Origin of the sequence: Methanobrevibacter sp., from assembly GCF_015062985.1 — an archaeon.
Lineage (GTDB): Archaea > Methanobacteriota > Methanobacteria > Methanobacteriales > Methanobacteriaceae > Methanocatella.
The window spans coordinates 12,355-30,974 of sequence record NZ_SUTI01000019.1 but is presented as its reverse complement, the minus strand read 5'-3'; the positions used below and the strand labels follow the sequence as shown (position 1 = coordinate 30,974).

The 18,620-nt window shown below is 34.8% G+C and carries 21 protein-coding genes and 1 tRNA gene; 16 read left to right on the top strand and 6 right to left on the bottom strand.

What is annotated here, in order from left to right; genetic code table 11:
- Nucleotides 1-180 precede the first annotated feature (180 nt).
- The 3 genes from hjc (at nt 181) to E7Z77_RS08340 (ending at nt 1,459) form a co-directional block, all read left to right on the top strand.
- Nucleotides 181-591: a Holliday junction resolvase Hjc gene (gene hjc, locus E7Z77_RS08350; RefSeq protein WP_292752763.1), complete on the top strand. Its 411-nt coding sequence runs from the start codon at nt 181-183 to the stop codon at nt 589-591.
- 53 nt (nt 592-644) lie between these two features.
- Nucleotides 645-792, top strand: a tRNA-Trp gene (locus tag E7Z77_RS08345).
- Between the two features lie 61 nt (nt 793-853).
- The gene (locus tag E7Z77_RS08340; RefSeq protein ID WP_292752760.1) at nt 854-1,459 is read left to right on the top strand and encodes an MBL fold metallo-hydrolase; all 606 of its coding nucleotides are present in this window, start codon (nt 854-856) and stop codon (nt 1,457-1,459) included.
- Here E7Z77_RS08340 and E7Z77_RS08335 read toward each other — a convergent pair.
- Nucleotides 1,454-2,110, bottom strand: a complete 657-nt coding sequence (locus tag E7Z77_RS08335; RefSeq protein WP_292752757.1) for a TrkA family potassium uptake protein — start codon at nt 2,108-2,110, stop codon at nt 1,454-1,456. The two genes, E7Z77_RS08340 and E7Z77_RS08335, sit on opposite strands and share 6 nt — an antisense overlap.
- Before the next feature lie 55 nt (nt 2,111-2,165).
- On the bottom strand, nt 2,166-3,599 hold the full coding sequence (locus tag E7Z77_RS08330; RefSeq protein ID WP_292752750.1) for a TrkH family potassium uptake protein: 1,434 nt from the start codon (nt 3,597-3,599) through the stop codon (nt 2,166-2,168).
- 64 nt (nt 3,600-3,663) lie between these two features.
- Between E7Z77_RS08330 and E7Z77_RS08325 the strand changes: the two genes are divergently transcribed.
- Together E7Z77_RS08325 and fhcD are read left to right on the top strand one after the other, a co-directional pair.
- Complete coding sequence (locus E7Z77_RS08325; RefSeq protein ID WP_292752746.1) at nt 3,664-4,728, top strand: UPF0104 family protein; 1,065 nt, start codon at nt 3,664-3,666, stop codon at nt 4,726-4,728.
- A gap of 123 nt (nt 4,729-4,851) precedes the next feature.
- Entirely contained in the window at nt 4,852-5,736 is an 885-nt protein-coding gene (fhcD, locus tag E7Z77_RS08320) for a formylmethanofuran--tetrahydromethanopterin N-formyltransferase (protein ID WP_292752743.1), read from the top strand.
- Between the two features lie 43 nt (nt 5,737-5,779).
- On the opposite strand, the gene E7Z77_RS08315 is transcribed toward fhcD, so the two are convergent.
- On the bottom strand, nt 5,780-6,910 hold the full coding sequence (locus E7Z77_RS08315) for an NAD-binding protein (protein WP_292752735.1): 1,131 nt from the start codon (nt 6,908-6,910) through the stop codon (nt 5,780-5,782).
- Nucleotides 6,911-6,979: 69 nt separating this feature from the next.
- On the opposite strand from E7Z77_RS08315, the gene E7Z77_RS08310 reads away from it, so the two are divergent.
- Nucleotides 6,980-8,521 (top strand): NAD(P)H-hydrate dehydratase, encoded by a 1,542-nt coding sequence (locus tag E7Z77_RS08310; RefSeq protein WP_292752730.1) that lies wholly within the window; start codon nt 6,980-6,982, stop codon nt 8,519-8,521.
- Nucleotides 8,508-9,251, top strand: coding sequence for a DNA/RNA nuclease SfsA (gene sfsA / locus E7Z77_RS08305; RefSeq protein ID WP_292752722.1), 744 nt, complete (start codon nt 8,508-8,510; stop codon nt 9,249-9,251). Before E7Z77_RS08310 ends, sfsA begins: the two co-directional genes overlap by 14 nt.
- Here sfsA and E7Z77_RS08300 read toward each other — a convergent pair.
- The 3 genes from E7Z77_RS08300 to E7Z77_RS08290 all read right to left on the bottom strand — a co-directional run bounded on the left by E7Z77_RS08300 (nt 9,201) and on the right by E7Z77_RS08290 (nt 13,316).
- A complete protein-coding gene (locus tag E7Z77_RS08300; RefSeq protein WP_292752717.1) occupies nt 9,201-9,926 on the bottom strand; it encodes an NAD-dependent protein deacylase in 726 nt (241 codons plus the stop codon). The two genes, sfsA and E7Z77_RS08300, sit on opposite strands and share 51 nt — an antisense overlap.
- A gap of 29 nt (nt 9,927-9,955) precedes the next feature.
- On the bottom strand, nt 9,956-11,134 hold the full coding sequence (locus E7Z77_RS08295; protein WP_292752714.1) for an argininosuccinate synthase: 1,179 nt from the start codon (nt 11,132-11,134) through the stop codon (nt 9,956-9,958).
- A gap of 259 nt (nt 11,135-11,393) precedes the next feature.
- Entirely contained in the window at nt 11,394-13,316 is a 1,923-nt protein-coding gene (locus tag E7Z77_RS08290; protein ID WP_292752710.1) for an IGHMBP2 family helicase, read from the bottom strand.
- Between the two features lie 44 nt (nt 13,317-13,360).
- Between E7Z77_RS08290 and E7Z77_RS08285 the strand changes: the two genes are divergently transcribed.
- The 9 genes from E7Z77_RS08285 (at nt 13,361) to E7Z77_RS08245 (ending at nt 18,598) form a co-directional block, all read left to right on the top strand.
- Nucleotides 13,361-14,101, top strand: a complete 741-nt coding sequence (locus tag E7Z77_RS08285; RefSeq protein ID WP_292752707.1) for a succinylglutamate desuccinylase/aspartoacylase family protein — start codon at nt 13,361-13,363, stop codon at nt 14,099-14,101.
- A 70-nt stretch (nt 14,102-14,171) separates the two neighbouring features.
- Entirely contained in the window at nt 14,172-14,894 is a 723-nt protein-coding gene (locus E7Z77_RS08280; RefSeq protein WP_292752704.1) for a metal-dependent hydrolase, read from the top strand.
- Nucleotides 14,895-15,152: 258 nt separating this feature from the next.
- The gene (locus tag E7Z77_RS08275; RefSeq protein ID WP_292752701.1) at nt 15,153-15,467 is read left to right on the top strand and encodes a Na+/H+ antiporter subunit E; all 315 of its coding nucleotides are present in this window, start codon (nt 15,153-15,155) and stop codon (nt 15,465-15,467) included.
- Between the two features lie 45 nt (nt 15,468-15,512).
- Nucleotides 15,513-15,779, top strand: a complete 267-nt coding sequence (locus E7Z77_RS08270; protein WP_292752698.1) for a hypothetical protein — start codon at nt 15,513-15,515, stop codon at nt 15,777-15,779.
- The gene (locus tag E7Z77_RS08265) at nt 15,776-16,198 is read left to right on the top strand and encodes a cation:proton antiporter (RefSeq protein WP_292752695.1); all 423 of its coding nucleotides are present in this window, start codon (nt 15,776-15,778) and stop codon (nt 16,196-16,198) included. The genes E7Z77_RS08270 and E7Z77_RS08265 overlap by 4 nt, the downstream gene beginning before the upstream one ends.
- Nucleotides 16,191-16,433, top strand: coding sequence for a DUF4040 domain-containing protein (locus tag E7Z77_RS08260; protein WP_292752693.1), 243 nt, complete (start codon nt 16,191-16,193; stop codon nt 16,431-16,433). The genes E7Z77_RS08265 and E7Z77_RS08260 overlap by 8 nt, the downstream gene beginning before the upstream one ends.
- Nucleotides 16,433-16,819 (top strand): cation:proton antiporter subunit C, encoded by a 387-nt coding sequence (locus E7Z77_RS08255; protein WP_292752690.1) that lies wholly within the window; start codon nt 16,433-16,435, stop codon nt 16,817-16,819. The genes E7Z77_RS08260 and E7Z77_RS08255 overlap by 1 nt, the downstream gene beginning before the upstream one ends.
- Nucleotides 16,812-18,266 carry an energy conserving hydrogenase EhbF gene (gene ehbF, locus E7Z77_RS08250; RefSeq protein ID WP_292752687.1) on the top strand — a complete coding sequence of 485 codons (1,455 nt, stop codon included), beginning with the start codon at nt 16,812-16,814 and terminating at the stop codon, nt 18,264-18,266. Before E7Z77_RS08255 ends, ehbF begins: the two co-directional genes overlap by 8 nt.
- Entirely contained in the window at nt 18,263-18,598 is a 336-nt protein-coding gene (locus E7Z77_RS08245; protein ID WP_292752684.1) for a hydrogenase, read from the top strand. The genes ehbF and E7Z77_RS08245 overlap by 4 nt, the downstream gene beginning before the upstream one ends.
- Nucleotides 18,599-18,620: the final 22 nt, after the last annotated feature.

Below are 18,620 nucleotides of genomic sequence, written 5' to 3'. Positions count from 1 at the left end.
GGGTAGGTGGTCATCCTCCGGGACTGTGGATCCCGGGACTCGGGTTCGAATCTCGGCCCCGGCCCCATTTATAAAATTTTTTTTTTAATAATTACTTTTCAATTGCTCTTTCATTTTTATTATATAGTAGTTAAAACAATATTATCATTATAAAATATTTTTCTGATATTGAGTGTTACTATGGCTAAAAAAGGATCAGCTGAAGAAAGAGATTTGGTGCATAAACTTTGGGAAAGAAATTTTGCCGCTTTAAGAGCTCCCGCATCAGGTGGAGCTACTAAAAATCCTCTTCCAGATGTTTTGGCGGGAAATGGTAAGTTATATTTGGCAATTGAAGTTAAAACAACTACAAAAGATAAGGTGTATATTGAAGCGGCACAGATTGATGCGCTTTGCGAATTTTCAAAAATATTTGGAGCCAAACCTTATATTGGTGTAAGATTCAAATACACTAAATGGCTTTTTTTAGAACCTGAAAATACTCCAAGAACAAGAAATGGAAATTACAAAGTTGAAAAGGATTATGCGCTTGAAAAAGGTTTGGAAATTGATGAAATTGCAGGTATTGATAGGCAAATGAAATTTGAATAAATGGTAATGTTTATATATTATCAAAATATATTTATTATTGTATGTTATGTTATGGGGTTATGGTGTAACCTGGCATCATCTGGGACTCCAGTTGTCTTTGAAGAAATATACGCGTAACTGAACAGTATCCGTTGTGATGATCAATTGGAGTACTGAGGCAAGAGAAATCCCAGGATCGGGGTTCAAATCCCTGTGACCCCACTTTTTTATAAAACTTTTTTTTTCAAAAATTTTAATTACTTTTATAATGATATTATCTTCTATGTCAAACATTGTTTTTATTTTAGGATTCAATTATGATTCAAATTGTTACTTGATTAATGATAATATTCTTGTTGACACAGGCGCAGGACAAAATAAGGATTATCTATTTTCCAAACTTCGCGAAAATGGCGTTGAACCTGATGATATTGAATTGGTTGTTAATACCCATTGCCATTTTGACCATATTGGAGGTAATTGTTTTTTCCCGAATGCAAAGATTGCCGTTCATAGGTTGGATGCAGTTTCCATTAGAAATGAAGATACTTTGGGAACTAGCATGTCTGCTTTTGGCAATGCCGATAACTCACGAGTGGATATTGAACTTGAGGAAGGTGATGAAATTGCCGATTTTAAAGTTATCCACACTCCAGGCCATACAAGTGGAGGAATCTGCTTATGGGATGGTAAAAACTTAATATCAGGTGATACAATATTTGCCGGCGGTGGTGTCGGAAGAATGGATATCGGTGGGGACTATCAGGACATGAAAAATAGTGTTGAAAGATTAATGCAACTGGATGTTGTAAACATCTATCCTGGTCATGGTCCGATTGTTGAAAATAATGGGAAAGATCATATTAGGTTATCATATTCCTATTTATGATCCGTCTCCTAATTTTTTAGCCACATTTCGGAATGTTCCTCTTCTAACAAGAACGGATACCTTCTCGCCACGGCTTACGATATTGTCTGATTGCGGTATAACTAATTTTCCGTTTTGATATGTGGATATTATGATATAATCTTTTGTAGGGGATATGTCTTTAAATTTCTTTCCGATTACTTTGTCATTTGTTATGGTCATATCAAGAATTTCCGCATCTCCTTCTCCGAGAGTCATTAATTCTGCAGCATTTGGTCTGGTAACTACTTTCTGTAATTGTGCAGCCGCAGCCCTTTCAGGTGAAATTACTTGTTCTATTCCCACTTCTTTGAATGCCTCTTCGTGTTCAGGATTACTTACACGGGCAATGATGTGGGGAACATTATACTTTCTAACTAAAATGCATGAAAGAAGATTTGCTTCGTCACTTCCTGTTGTTGCAATAAAGTAGTCTGCATCTTCAATATTTACTTCTTCCAGTAACTTGGAGCTAGTACCGTTTCCAGAAATAACCAAAGCATCAAGGTCTGATGCAATCTCCGCACATAATGCTTCATCACTTTCGATTAAAGCAATGTCTTCGCCATCATCAATTAATAAGTTTGCAAGAGAAAGTCCAACACGACCCCCTCCCATGATAATTATATACATTAGATCCCCTCTTTTATTATTGATAATCAATATTTGATTTAATATATTATAAAAGTTATCTTTTGAAAATCTCAAACATCGCCCTTAATGTAATCAGTACTGGATAAATTTCCAATCTTCCGGTCCACATATTGAATATGCCAATTATTTTCAAAGGCATTTCAAGTGCAGGTGTTATTATTCCAGTAGATAAACCCACGTTACTTTGAATTGATATTGTGTCGAAAAAGCTATAGAAAGGGTCATGGCCGTAAAAACAGAATAACACCCATGTAATCAATATGCAAATTAGATATAGGGTTATATAATTTCCGCTATCTGACACGTCTTTATCGGTAATTTTTTTATCAGCTATTTTCATTGGAACAACACGTCCTTCAGGGGACATGATTTGGCGAATATGTTTGTATATTCCTTTAAAGAATATGATTACTCTTGTCAACTTGATTGCACCTACAGTTGATCCGCTAGATCCTCCAATTAACATTAAAACCATCAAACATATGAGTACAAAGGAAGGCCATCCTGCCAGCGCAGCTGAACTTTGAACGCTTGCCCCGGTGGTCGTAATGGCGGAGACAACAGTAAATACTATTTCTATCGGCATAATTTTGGTTGTAAAAAAAAGCAATAGTGAAACAATGGCTATAATGCTGATCATTACTTTAAACTGTAAATCCTGAATCAATGATTTGCCTCTGGTTTTTATAACCAGATAATGAACTAAAAAGCTTGTTGCTCCAAGAATCATCAATATAATTGTAATGAAATAGATTAAATCGCTTTGGTAATATCCGATGTTTGCATTCTTGATGCTCATTCCTCCGGTAGATATGGTGGTGAATGTATTGCACATTGCATCAAAAGGAGGCATTCCTGCAAGTAGATATAATGTTATTCCAAAAGCGGTATAAATTAAATAAATTTTTATTGTCTGTTCCAATGTAGCTTTTACACTAGGTTTCAATCTTTCTTCACGTGCTTCTGACTGGTATAATCTTGAAGAAGCATTTCCCGGTCTTGTTAAAATGGCGATTATCATAACAATAATTCCTAAACCGCCTACCCATTGTTGAAATGCTCTAAAAAACAGTATGCTGTTGGGCAATATTTCAACATTAGAGTAGAATGTCACTCCACTTCCGGTCAATGCGGACATGCTCTCAAACACGGCATCAACAAAACTGTGCTGTGTGATTAAAAACATTGCCAGTCCGCAGATGATTGCGGCCCATAGCCATGCAAGAGCCGAAATAATCATTCCGTGCTTCAGGCCCATCCTTTTATGAGTATAATCTTTGAAAGTAATGCTTATCGCATAGCCTAATGCAATTGAAATAAAACTAGGAATTAAAAATCCGATTAAATTAAATTCGAGATATATTAAATCTACAATTATCGGAATTAGGCACAGCACACCTATCCCAACCATGATTTTACTCAAATTTCTGACCACTATAAACAGGTCAGTTTTGTTAATATATCTCATCACCTAATAATTTGAATAAATTTCTATATAAATTTATAAGTATTGATTGCTAGAATTATAAGCAATGGATAAAAAAACAATATTAATGTTGGGAATAAGTGTTCTGATTCTATTTGGAATGCTATACTTTGTTGGAATTGATAAGGTTATTGATGCTTTAAAAATTGCTAATCTAACTTTAATTGCTTTAGCTATTGTTGTTCAAGTTTTTACTTATTTTTTATATACTCTTCGTTGGCAAATTCTTAATAAAATTGCCGATATGGATGTAAGCATCATGAAATTGCTGCCTATGGTTTTGGTAGGCCTAGCTGTTAATAATATCACTCCATCAGGACGTGGTGGTGGGGAGCCTGTAAGAGCATACCTTTTATATAAGGAAAACAAAGGATACGAGTTTGATGAAACACTGGCTACCGTTGTTGCAGACAGGGCATTGGATACATTTCCTTTTGTACTGTTAGCTGCAATCACTATCGCTTCAATGGCATTGTTTTTCGATTTTGATGTATGGCTGCTTGTCATAATGGTCATTGCCGTAATAGCCATTATCGCCGTATTGATAGTTCTTATTTACATGTGTATAAATATCGATTTTGGAAAAAGGGTTGATGGCTGGATTATAGGTCTTGTAAGAAGGTTTTACAAGAAAAATTCTGAAGAGTTAGAAAATTCAATTCATGAATCCATATTGGGTTTTCAAGGCACAATGAGATCATTGATTTCAAATAAAAAGGGTTTGGTTTATTCTCTTGTATTGTCCTTTGTAATTTGGATTTTTGAAATTTTAAGGGTTTATTTGGTATTTTTAGCATTCGGTGCCAATGTTAATCCGATTATTGTTGGCCAAGTATTCATTGTAGCTTGTTTGGTAGGTATGATTCCACTTCTTCCTGGAGGTTTAGGGGCTATCGATGGATTAATGATTTTATTTTACTCCGCAGCAGGCGTTTCACCATCAGTAAGTGCTGCCGCAACTGTTATCGAAAGGTTAATATCATTCTGGATGGCTACAATATTAGGTATGGTCATTTTACCATATTACGGATCTTCTGTTTTGGATAAAATTTCATTCAGTTCATCAGCTGATGAAATTGAGGAATCAATTGAAAACGACCTTGATGAATAAATAGAAAACTTTATTTTAATTGTGAAATATATCTTTAAATGTTGAGAAAATTAGTTTAATTTATAATTTTTTTAAAATTATATTTTCTTTAATCTAATTTTCAACTAAATTAATGGTGAAAAAATGGAAATTAATGGCGTAAAAATACAAGATAACTTTGCTGAAGGTTTCGGAATTAAAGTATCTAGATTGATTATTACTGCAGCTACTAAACATTTAGCTAAAATTGCAGCTACTGAAGCTACTGGATTTGCTACTTCAGTTATCGGATGTCCTGCAGAAGCAGGTATTGACCAATATGTTCCTCCAACTGAATCTCCAGATGGAAGACCAGGTTATGCAATCATGATTTGCCACATGTCTAAAAAAGCTTTAGGTGGACAAATTATGGACAGAATCGGTCAATGTGTTTTAACTGCTCCTACTGCAGCAGCATTCAACGCTCTTGAAAGTGAAGAATCCTTCCCAACCGGAAAACAACTCAAATTCTTCGGTGACGGATTTGAAACTGAAAAAGAAGTAAATGGTAAAAAAATGCATGTTATTCCTATTATGTCTGGTGAATTCTTAGTCGAAGACGCAATGGGATGGAAAGATGGTGTAGCTGGTGGAAACTTCTTCATCATGGGTGACAGTCAAATGACATCTATTGTTGCTGCTGAAGCTGCTGTTGATGCTATTCACGCTGTTCCTGGTGTAATTACTCCTTTCTCTGGTGGTATGGTTGCTTCCGGTTCTAAAACTGGTTCAAAATACTCTTTCATGAGTGCATCTACCAACGAAAAAGAATGTGTAACTTTAAAAGATCAAGTAGAAACTGAATTGCCAGAAGACGTATTCGGAAACATGGAAATCGTTATTGACGGTGTCGATGAAGAATCCGTTAAAGCCGCTATGAAAGCAGGTATTGAAGCTGCTTGTCAAGTGCCTGGTGTTATTGAAATTGGTGCTGGTAACTACGGCGGAAGCTTAGGACCTTACCAAATCCACTTACAAGACTTATTCTAGAGAATTTATATTCTCTACCTTTTTACTTTTTTTTTAAAAATATTTATTCAATTTTATTTTTTGTCATTTTAGCTATTTCTTCGTCTGTTAAGTTCACACCGATGATTTCATCTACTTTTTCTAAATCCTTTACCAGTTTGTCAAATGCATTTTTATCAGGACCTGAAATTAGATGGGAGTGGGTGTTGTGGCTGATTTTGTATAGGTTATCTAAAGCATGTTTCTGGTCGGCATGATTGTCTAAGTAATTTACATATCTTTTACCGTCAACAATGTTTCTAGTTCTTATTTCACGGGTGAGTGGTGTTTCAATTCCGGGAAGGTGATAGTCGATGTTTTCCAGAGTACATCCGTATTTAGCTATTATTTTAAATTCATCGAATATTTCATCAGAATTGTGTCTTACGGTTATTCTTAAAAGATGTGGTTTTGTGGATTCGAAATATAAGTCCTGTCCTCCAATTATCTCAGGTGATACGATTTTGTTGGCGCCTGCTTTTCTAAGGCGGGAAATGTTTTCAGTTTTGCTCGCTCTTGTAACAATCCATGCATCCGGATTTGTTTCACGTATTGTCAAAACGATGAATAGGTTACTTACATCATCTCCTGTACTTATAATCACGCTGTTACATTTATCTCCCGCTAATTTTGCAATCACATCATCTTCTGTTGCATCTTTATGAATAGTAATGATAGATTCACTTTCTTCAATGCTTTCACAGATTTCCTCATTTCTTTCAAATATAATTACATTTTGATTTCTTTGTGTCAATTCATTCAATACAACTTTTCCAACCCTTCCACATCCACAAAGAATATAATAATCATCCATATTTTCAATCGCTTTCATTTTCCGAACTCCTTTTGAATATTTGCTCATTCTTTCCTGAAAATTAGTTAAAATTACATTAAATACATAAGCAAGCAGCCCAACTCCTCCCAAGGCTAATGTTGTTGCAAAAATCTTTTGAATTCCAGTTTGAGGAATATAATCTCCATAGCCCACAGTTGCCATTGTAATCACGGCATAATAAATAGAGTCAACATAATTTAAATTCATTATGTAATGTGAACCTATAATCCCATATGCAAATAATAGGACAATCAGGATTATTCCGCTTCCCATATATTTTATGGGCATTTTTGATAAAAGTTTAAGTGTTATTTTTCTCATAAATTTTTTCCTTGACTTAAGATAATTATATTTATATTAAATAGTCATATTTTAACTTAAGGTGATTTTTTGCATCCGATTGATATGATGGTTACAGATTATAATTGTGAATATTTAGGTTTGTCAAGGTTATGTTTAATGGAATCTGCCGGTAAGTCTTTGGCTGAAGAAGTCGGCAAAATTGCGGTCTTTACATTTTCAAAACCTGTTAAGGTTGCAATTTTTACAGGTTCCGGAGGAAACGGTGGTGATGGTTTTGTTGCAGCACGTTATCTGCTTAATAGGGGATATGATGTTGATATTTATATGTTGAAGGATAATATCCATTCAGCAGATGCGAAAACCAATTTGGAGATATTAATGAATATGAAGCCACGTCTATCTCATTTAAATATATATAATCTTAAAACTTTGGAAGATATTAACAACTGTGAAATTGCTAAAAGTGAAAATTCCGAGTTTATTATTATAGATGGGCTTTTAGGGACTGGAATAAAAGGAAAATTACAAACCAACATTAGAAGGGCAATTGAAATCATCAATGAATCAGAGGGGATTAAGATAAGCGTTGATGTTCCGTCAGGAATGGACCCATTAACAGGTGATGTCGACGATTTGGCAGTAATTCCGGACTACACAATCAGTTTTCACAAAATCAAAACAGGGGTTAGAAATGCCGATGAGGAAGAGGTTGGCGGTCTTGTAACTGCAGATATAGGAATTCCATTTGAAGCAGAATATTTTGTTAACTATGGTGACTTTTTAAGACTTAAATCTAGAAGCCCATCATCTCACAAAGGAAACAATGGTAAATTATTGGTTGTAGGGGGAAACAAGGATTATTCTGGCGCTCCAGCTATTGCAGGAATGGCGGCAATTGGTGCAGGAGCAGATCTTGTTTATGTTGCGGCTCCTCAAAAAGCGGCTGAAGCCATTAAATCAACTTCTCCAGACTTAATAGTCCAATCATTGGATGGGGATAGATTGTCCATATCACATGCAGATGAGATTTTGGGCATGGCCGGTAATGTCGATGCTGTTTTGATAGGTCCTGGTGCAGGAATTGATGAGGACACTTCAAAATTATTCAATGTTTTAGTTGCAAAAATCAAAAAACCAATCGTGTTGGATGCTGATGCCTTGAAACAGGTTGAAATAAACTTAATTAAAAACCGTGAAGATGTTATATTGACTCCACACATATCTGAGTTCAAGTCAATTTTTAAAGTCGATGGGGACTTGAAACTTGATATGGATTCATATGATTTCAACAAGGTCGATGAAAACATCACCGAGTTTCAACAAATCACTCGCCAAATTAAGGGTTCAGTCATTGTTAAAGGCCAAAATGACTTGATATTGTCCAAAACCCGATTTAGGATTAACCGAACTGGAAATGCGGGAATGACTGTTGGCGGAACTGGAGATGCTCTTTCAGGCATTGCCACAGGTTTGCTTTCACAGAATCTTAATGCATTTGACAGTGCGGCACTGGCAGCTTTCATTAATGGCCTTGCAGGCGATGAAGCATTTAAAGAGAAAGGAAATGGATTTTCAGCTACAGATTTGGTATCATACATTGGCAGTGTGATAAAAAATGGATTATGTTAAAGGAATTTTTAAGAATCGCCCAAATAGATTCATTGCAGAAGTTGAAGTCGACGGCAATTTGGAACGGGCTCATGTTCCAAATACCGGCAGATGCAAGGAGCTTTTAGTTGAAAATGCTGTTGTTTGGCTTGAACCATCTAAAAATCCAAACAGAAAGACAAAGTTTTCACTTCATTTTGTAGAAAATAAGGGTGTTCTGGTATCACTCTATTCACAGCAGGCCAATAGCATTGTTTATGATGCGATTGTCGAGGGCAAGATAAAAGAGCTTGACGGATATTCATATCATCAAAGGGAAAAAACTGTTGATAATTCTAGGATAGACATATATTTGGCTAATGAAGAGGATGACTGCTGTGGAATGAGTTTTTTAATAGAACCTTGTTATGTTGAGGTTAAGGGGGTCACCCTGATTGTTGATGGTGAAGCAAGATTTCCCGATGCTCCAACCGAACGTGGCGCAAAGCATCTGAAGGAATTAATCAAGCTTAAAAAAGAGGGAAATCGTTGTGTTGTATTTTTCCTGATTCAGCATCCTGCCGGAAGATTTTTCAGACCAAACTGGGAAAACGATCCGGTTTTCTCTCAAACTTTAAATGAAGCATATGATGAGGGTGTTGAAATACTTGTTTACAGGTGCGATAACCAATTAGATGGAATTGAATTGATTCCTGAATCTTTAGATTTTGATTTGGGAAAGTGTCTCGCCGATGGCATCATTGATGACTAGTGTTGCAAGATTGTCGTAAGGTGTTTCGCTTTTATTGATTAAAACAAGATTTTTTCCATTAAAGTAATTTATAAGTCCTGCCGCAGGATATACCACAAGTGAGGTTCCTCCAATTATCAATGTCTCTGCTTGAGATATGTAATCTACTGAAAAGTTCAAAATCGCATTATTCAATGGTTCCTCGTATAACACTACATCCGGCTTTATGATTCCTCCGCAATCACACCTTGGTATTCCGTCACTTTCTAGAATGTAATCTAATCCATATTCCTTATTGCATATTTGACAGAAATTCCTGTGAATGCTTCCATGAAGCTCCAAAACATTTTTGCTTCCTGCCTTTTGATGGAGTCCGTCAATGTTTTGAGTAATGACGGCTTTCAATTTTCCTGCCTTTTCAAGTTCAGCAAGTTTCAAATGAGCCGGATTTGGTTGGGCATCCTTAAAAACAAGATTGTCTTTGTAATAATTAAAGAATTCTTCGGTATGGTCCAAATAATAGCTGTGTGAAACCAGATTTTCCGGGGTATCTCCATATTTTTCCAGGCTTTTGAAGATTCCGCTTTCAGATCTGAAGTCTGGAATTCCGCTTTCTGTAGATACTCCTGCCCCTCCAAAAAACACGATATTGTCGGAAGAGTCAATAATTTCCTGTAGTTGGTTAATTTTAGACATAAAAATAAGTAAAAATGATAGCTTTAAAGCTATCTGTTTAATTTTTGATAATTCGCTGCTTGAAGACCGTGGTATTTGATCATACCTTCAACTTCGCTTTGCTCGGTTTCTTTGTCTTCAAAAGTAATTTGTTCTATGCTGTGTAAGCTGAATGGAGATTTTCTGATGATTGGTTGAATGGAACCTTTAAAGAGTTTCATTACAACTTCCCCGCTTACTCTTTCTTGCATATTGTCAATTGCTTGGTCTAAGTCTGCCCTTAATGGTTCTTGCCAGAGTGCTCTGTATACCAAATCGGCATATAATGTGGACACGTATTCGGCAAATCTTAGCTCGTCAGTTGTTAAAACCAATTCTTCTAAAGCTTGGTGAGCTGCAATTAACAATTTTGCACCAGGGGTTTCATAGATTTCCCTACTTTTAAGACCAATCATTCTGTTTTCAATGGTGTCGACTCTACCGATTGCATTATTTCCGGCAATTTCATTTGCTTTTTCAATGAGCTCGACTAAAGGCATCATTTCACCATTTATAGCTACAGGAATACCTTCTTCGAATTCAATAGAAACTTTTTCAGGTTCATCATTAGCATCTTGCCAGGATTTGGTCCATTCGTAAATGTCTTCCGGAGGTTCGTTTGCAGGGTCTTCTAAGACGTCTCCTTCGATTGCTCTTCCCCAGAGGTTTTCGTCAATACTGTAAATTTTATCGTAACTTAATTCGATACCTTTGGATTCTGCATATGCTTTTTCTTCTGTTCTTGTCAGGTTCATTTCTCTGATTGGTGCGATAATATCTAAATCAGACATTGCAAGAATAACTGCTTCAAATCTGAATTGGTCGTTTCCTTTTCCGGTACAACCGTGTGCGATAGCAGTTGCCCCTTCTTTTTCAGCCACTTCTATGATTTTTTGTGCAATTAATGGTCTTGCAAGTGCAGTACTTAATGGGTATCCTTCATATTCTGCATTCGCTTTGATTCCACGTGAGATGTATTCGTTTGCAAATTCCTCTTTAGCATCTATGTTGTAGTGTTTTAATCCTCCAATTTTGGCTGCCATGGTTTTTGCTTTTTCCATCTCTTCTTCGCCTTGTCCAACATCTACACATGCAGTAATAACTTCCGCATCGTATTTTTCTTCTAATAATTTAACACAAACAGAGGTGTCAAGCCCTCCGCTGAATGCTAAAACCACTTTTTCAGTCATAATTAATCACCATCAAATAATTTTAAATAAGAATAAGTATTCAATAATTATTTTTATTTTTTGTAGTATTTATAATTTATAAAAAAATAGTGGCAGAAGAAAAACTCTTAATTTAGGGTTAAATTAATTGAGGTTGAAAAGTTATATGTTGTTTTAAAAGTCGTATCCCTAATTAAGAGTTTGGAGGAAAAAAGTTATATGAACTTTTTAATCCTTGTTTATTATATTCGATGTCATAGTATATAAAGTTTAGGTATGCCTAAATTTCTACCAATAAATTTTTATCTTCAACAAAGTCAACAAGTCTGGAATATGTCGGATTGGTTTTTAGCGTCTCTTTATTTCCTATTATTATCAGTTTCCTTTTTGCCCGGGTTATTGCAACATTTAATCTTCTCAAATCTTTTAAAAATCCAATATTTCCATCATTGTTGCTTCTGACGGTTGATATGATGATGATTTCCTTTTCCCTTCCTTGAAATCCATCAACGGTCTTCACTTCAATAGGGGTTTTATCCTGAATTAGCTTAACTTGATCTGCATATGGGCTTATGATTCCAATATCGTCTTCATCAATTCCCGCGTTCAAGTAATCATTGGCGATGTTGACTGCAATTTCAGACTCTAATTTGTTGACGATTGATTTTGAATCCTTTAAATGTCTTTCACCATTGTTTTCGATTTTAGACGTGTCAATGAACAATAAAGCTTCCTCGTCATAGCTTGAATCAAGAATGTCATTTATTGTAATGTCATCAACACTCGAATCGCTTTTCAAACCGTTATTGTAGAACTCCTGATTTGGAAATTTCATAAGCAGACTGTTCATTCTGTACTGGACATTCAGCAATTGGGATTTGAACGGATACATTTTTATCAGTTCTTCAAACAGCGTTTTTTCCAATGCTCCTGCTTTTTCACTAATGATTGTTGGCGGAAGTTGCTTGTGGTCTCCTGCAAGAATAAATCTATGTGCTTTAGCTATTGGAATTAGAATGCTTGGAATTGTTGCTTGTGAAGCTTCATCGATTATGGCAACATCGAATTTGGTTTGGGATATTGATTCAAGAGCTGCTGATGAATTTGTGGCAAGAATAACATCACTTTTATCGATGATATCTTTAATCATCCTGTTTTCGATTCTTTTTATGTCATCATGGGCCTCATCAATTTCCTGATTAATTTCAATCCACTGTGCCATTGATTTCATTTTTTCAGGACTTATTCCGCGCCCTCCTTTTCCTTTTGAAGCGTTATGGAGAATATCATAGTCCCCGTATCCTCTGCGGTATTGTGGGGTTGGCTTTGTAAAGTTGTTCCTTTTTCCTATTAGCTTGTCAATCTTTTTATGAATCTTTTTGATTTTCCTGTTTAGATCGTGATTTTCAACTTTATATGCCAATGTCTGTGTAATATTATGTTTTGAAACTCTTTGGGGATGTCCTAATCTTGTCAGATTTAATTTCTTGTTGTCCATTAATCTCTCCAAAATATTGTCTACTGCAGCATTGCTTTCGGCTGTAGCCAATACTTTGTGGTTCTGTCGGGTTTCCTGTGAGATCAGTTCAACCAATGTTCTGGTTTTGCCTGTGCCGAAGGGACCATGTATCAAAAAGAAATTTTCACATGAAAGGGAATTTTCAATAGCTGATTTTTGTGATTCGTTAAGAGATTGGTCAATATAGTTAATGTATGGAGTTGGCCTATTTTTCTTAGGATTTCTCTGGTTTAAAATGTATTCAAGAGCATTTTTGCCTTTTAAACTGAGATGATTAAGATTATCTTCCATTCTCCGGAACGTGATGTCGTTTGCATATAAATCAAGGCGAACCTTCTTTTTCAGTGCCCATTTTGGAATTCTTTTATCAAACGCAACTTTTATGAATCTGGCACCCTTTTCAGTAACGGTTCCTGTCAAGTCACTTCTTAAGGGATTGTCAGTACTTATTAAAACCATGTCGCCAACGCTTATTTCGGTATCAATTATTTCAGATCGTCCGAACTGAACAATCTGCATTCCCAATTCCTTGCCGACATATTTTCCTTTTAATTTATTGATGGCTCTTCCCAGCTCTTCTCTTTTTTGCCCGGACATTGTACTTATTTCATGAGTCATCAAATCAATTTCGGCATCTCTTTCATAATTTACGAGCCTTATTAAATTCTTAATGTATTTTTTCATTTTCATCCTTATTTTTAAATAAGAGTTTCAATGTATAATTAATTATGTATTTTAAAAAAGTTGAAGGATTTGAAAATTTGGAAATCGGCTGCATTTCTGATTTTTCAGGAGGATATATTTCAAGGAATAGGAAATTGCTTGAAAAACTATCATTAACTCCTTTAACCCAATTTATTTTAGAAAAATCTGTTTTTGGAACACCTATTTTTAAGTTAGGCAAAGGCGGAAATAAATTATTGGTTTCATCAGGCATTCATGGAAATGAACTGCCTCCGCAAATTGCTAATGTTATGCTGTTGAATGAAATGGCAGATAAGGATTTGAATCATACGATTTATTTTATCCCATTTGCATCTCCAAAATCAACAATGAATAATGAGAGAACATTTAATTCAATGGATTTGAACAGATCTGCTCACATTAACAACTCGTTAAGTAACTTAATCATCAAGGCGGTTGCTGATTTGGGCATTGATTTCGTAGGCGATTTCCACTCTACTGCCCTCAATTCAAACCCGGGGTTCGAATCAATTTTTTCATCAAAATCCCCATGTCCAGAAAGTTTTCTGATTGCTAATTATATTTCACAGGATGTGGGTTCAGAGATGATTGCTTTCGATTATGCGGGTTCATCCTATAAGGGTGCTGTAGAAGATGTCTGTAATCTAAAGAAAATCCCGGCAATTACCTGTGAAGTGTTATGTCCGTTTGGCAATGTTGCATCAGGCAGTGTTGAAAAGTCATTTTCTCAAATGAAAAGCTTTTTGTCTTATTTTGGAATATGATTACTTTTCAAATGCTCTTAGATTAATTATTTTTATTAATATAACCCACATTTTAATCAAGGTGATTTAAGTGCCTTCTTATAAGGGACATTCGATATTTGCATTTTTACTCGCATGTATGTTTTTTCAAAATCCTCTGTCAATTGCTTTGACATTCATTGGTGCAAATATCCCAGACTTTGACCATAAGTTCAAAACGGAAAATGCCTATAAGATGGTTATATTGGGGTTAATAGTGACATTTTCACTTTATATACTTAAATTGCCTTACTTCTTGGGGATGATTATTGTATTTCTAGGTGTCACGTTTTATTTTTCGGAACATCGTAGTTTTACGCATTCGCTTTTTGGGGTTTTAACATTAACTTCAGCCGTTAGTTTAATATTAATCTGGGCTTTGGAGTTGATTATCGCTGTGACACCTTTCAATAATCAGTATCAGATACTGGGCATTTTAATTGCTCTTGTAAGTTTTTTATTTTTAAATAGAAAACTTTTGATGATTTTTCTTCCATTGTTTTTCCTTAGCCTATTCATATTCCCAAACGGCGAGTTTTCACATGTTGAAATAGTTTTATCATTGTTTTTGGGTGTATTTTCCCATTTGGTTCTTGATTCATTTACTCCTGCCGGCATTAAAATATTCGCTCCACTTTCATCAAAAAAGGTTTATAAGAACTTTGGATTAAGTGCAATATTTTTACTGGTTTCGTTGGCAATTATAATTCATGTTCCTGTCCTTTTTAGTTTATTTGAGGATTATGTTTATGTTTGTTTAATACAATTTGTATAGATTGATATATAATTTTTTTATTCATTGACATTTTATTCTAATTTCAATTTTAAGTTTAAATATTTCTTCATTTCAATTATTTCGATAGCAAATTGTTCATTTAATTTTTTTAGAAATTTTTTTAATAACAATTTACCAATTAATCATATTTTTTATAAAAATACATACATTTATAATAAATAATCATGATAAATAATAATATTATTAATTAATAGTCATTTATTGACTTTTACAATATAACGAAATGGAGCTTGTTTAATGTTTTTGACTAGAATTGGTTATGGAATTATTTATTTCTTAGACCTTATTTATGAAATCCTTAAATCAACAGTTTCTGTTGCATTTAATGGAATTTTAAGGAGGAAAATTGATCCTGTAATTGTCGATGTTGAAACAGTTTTAGAGAGACCTGTTTCTCAGACAATTTTGGCAAATAGTATTTCTTTAACTCCTGGTACTTTGTCTGTTGATTTAGACAGTGAAAATAACATTATCAAAGTAGCTACTATTTCTCCAAGAAAAAAAGAGGATATCATTCCTTTTGAACCATATATAAAGAAAATGTTGGAATGAAATTGTGTTACATTTTCTTGACAAACGAAATACGAGTGAGATAGTATGGATATATTATTTATTTCAAAATATATTGTGGTTATTGCATTAATGATAATGATGTTAGCCGCTTTAAGGGCAAGTGCATATAAATCCACATCAATGGGACTTTTAGGAAGTTCCGTTGTAGTAAACGCTTTTGCTGTAGCGTTACTTTTCATGGGGGATTTATATAATCTTGGATTCTTTAGAGACATATCATTAGCATTAATATTCTTTGGTTTTGTAGGTACTGTTGCTTTCGCTGTAGTTTTGGGAGGTGATGATGAATGATAGAGTATGTTCAATCAATCCTTCTCATTATAGCCGCAATTTTAACTATAATATCTGCAGTGGGCATTCTTAGTTTGGATACAAAAATGAAGAATGTTGTTTATGCAAGAATTCACATCATAGGTATTTTTGATGTTGCATGTATCCTGGCCATGATTGCAATTGGCCAATTTTTGCTTGCCGGAATTTACTTTATTCTAGCGCCGTTCATAGCACATGCAATAGCTAATGCTTATTGGAAAAAAGAAGATAGAGAAAATAACGTAGATTTACAGAATGTTGAAGTTGAAGTAGATGAAAATCATCCATTTTTACATCCTAAAGAAAAAATGCAAGCTTTAGAGAGCGAAGATTCAGAAAAACTTAAGGCGGATGAAAGATTTTCAGTAACTACATTAGAAATTGACGAGGATGAGTAAGATGTTAGAGTTTGTATTATGTATTATTATAGTTTTAAGTGCAATCCTTGCTCTTATTCAGAAAGACTTATTGAAGGCAGCAATCTTAACAGGATTTTCAGGCGGAGCCCTTGCGGTTCTTTTCCAAATTTTACTGGCTCCTGACGTTGCATTAACCCAAGCGATTGTTGGTGCGGCAATCATTCCTGTATTTATTGCTTTGGCTGTTAAAAAAACTCAAAGGGAGGATAGCTAATGGCACAAACTCAACTTGCGATATTATTGACATCAGTTGCCCTAATTGTCATAGGACTTTATTCAGCAATTTTCATTGATAATATCATAAAAAAGATAATCGGTATCAGTTTTATTGAAGAAGGTGCTAATCTGTTCATTGTTGCTATTGGTTATAAAGCAGGCGGTGTCGTTCCTATCCTGATGCCTGGTATGGATACATCATGGTTTGCATCCAATGCTGCTTATCCATTGCCTTTTGGTTTAGTGCTTACCAGTATTGTAATTGGTGCAAGTACTCTGGCTGTTATGCTGGCTTTAGTAATGGTCATTTATAGAAGATATGGTACCTTAAGCACAAAAGTAATGTTGGCGGATACATCAAAACAGGAGGAATACAATGAATGAATTAATCCCACTTATGGTTATTGTTCCTTTAATCGCAGCTTTAATTATCAGTGCTTTTTCAAGATTTAATACAAGCACTAAGATTTTCGCATTTGTTGTTGCGATTTGTCTTCCGTTAATTCCATTGCTGTCCCATTATGGATTGCATTACTTCGGAGGTTATGCGCCAATTTTGGATAATGTGACAAATACTCTTTATCATCCGGCAATTACCTATTCATTTACTTTCCTGCAACAGATATTCATTGCAATGGTAGGTATTTTGACATTTTTAGTTGTCTTCATTTACCTAACTAAATACAGGAAAGTTTCAGGTCCGTACTTATTCCTGTTATTCCTGGGTACTGCGGCCGTTACAGCAATGTTGCTTACTGATGATATTTTCCACATGTTTGTGTTCTTTGAAATTCTAGCACTTGCACAGGTGGGTATTGTTGCGGCGTCTTCAATTGACTATAGTTACGAAATGGCATTGAAGTATATGATTTTAGGATCAATTGGAAGCCCAATCATGCTTTTAGGAATTGGATTCTTATTGGCATTGACTGGTAGTGTAAATGTTACTGATATTGCAGCAGCTGTTCATAATGGTTTGGTTGATGCCACTTCTCCAGTATTTTTATCTTCACTCGGATTAATCTTCTTTGGTTGGTTATATGCATCTGGTTTACCACCATTCCATACTATAAAATCTGGAATTTATTCAAAGGCAGAACCTCATGGAGCAGCTTTACTCCAATCATTTACCGTTATTTCAATGATTTCAATCGTTTTAATCATGCATAGAATCTATTCCACATTACCAATATTTGAAGTTCTCATAGTGTTCTTCTCTATCTTGGCTATGATATTGGGTGTCTCTCTCGCACTTACCCAAACAGACTTCAGAAGAATGATTGGATTTTTAGCGGTAGGTGAACTTGGTTTCATCGGTTTAGGTATTGGTCTTGGAACTAATTTTGCAATTACTGCAGGTCTGTTCCAGGCTTTAAACGAAATTATTATAACTGCATTGTTATTCATAGGATTTGGCGCAATTGTCAATGCAACAAATGAAGTGGATACTCGAAAACTTGGAGGACTGCTAGCATACCATCCAAAAGTAAGCATCATTCTTTTAATTGGCGGTTTGGCAATGGCAGGTGTTCCTCCTTTAAGCGGGTTCCAATCCAAGTTAATGCTTGTTCAAGCTTCTTTAAACTGCGGATTCCCTGAAATATCCATTTTAGCTATTATGGTAAGTATAGCTACATTTGTGGTATTTGTAAAAACATTCTATGTCATGTTTTTAAGGCCAAAACCAAAAGAACTGGAAGTTGAAGGTAAGGAAGTTCCTCGCACTATGATATTTGCAATGGGAATATTGTTGATAATCATTATTGCATTAGGTTTATTCCCAGATGTAGTTGTTAACGGAATTTCTAACTTTGTAGGAGGAATATTATGAAACTGTATGATCAAATATTTGATGTTGTAAAACAATTCAAAAAATTGTTTTCACCGGGTCCTGTAACTAATGAAGATGTTTCAGGAAGTTTAACAGCCGAAATATTTTTAATTGTTTCATTAGTTCTATCAGCAATATTGTTAAGGCATGTAAACATTTTACTTGCAGGATTAGTCACATTGATATTGGCAATATTGTTAATTTCTAATATTCCGCTTATTCCTAAGTTTAAGATTGAACAGGAAGATTCTTTAGAAAAGATGTTATTCTATGCAGTAATCACACTTTCAATCATTGTTGTATTCTTGTACTGGGGTGGTAATTTTGTCTGAAAAAACTACTATTCGTAATTTG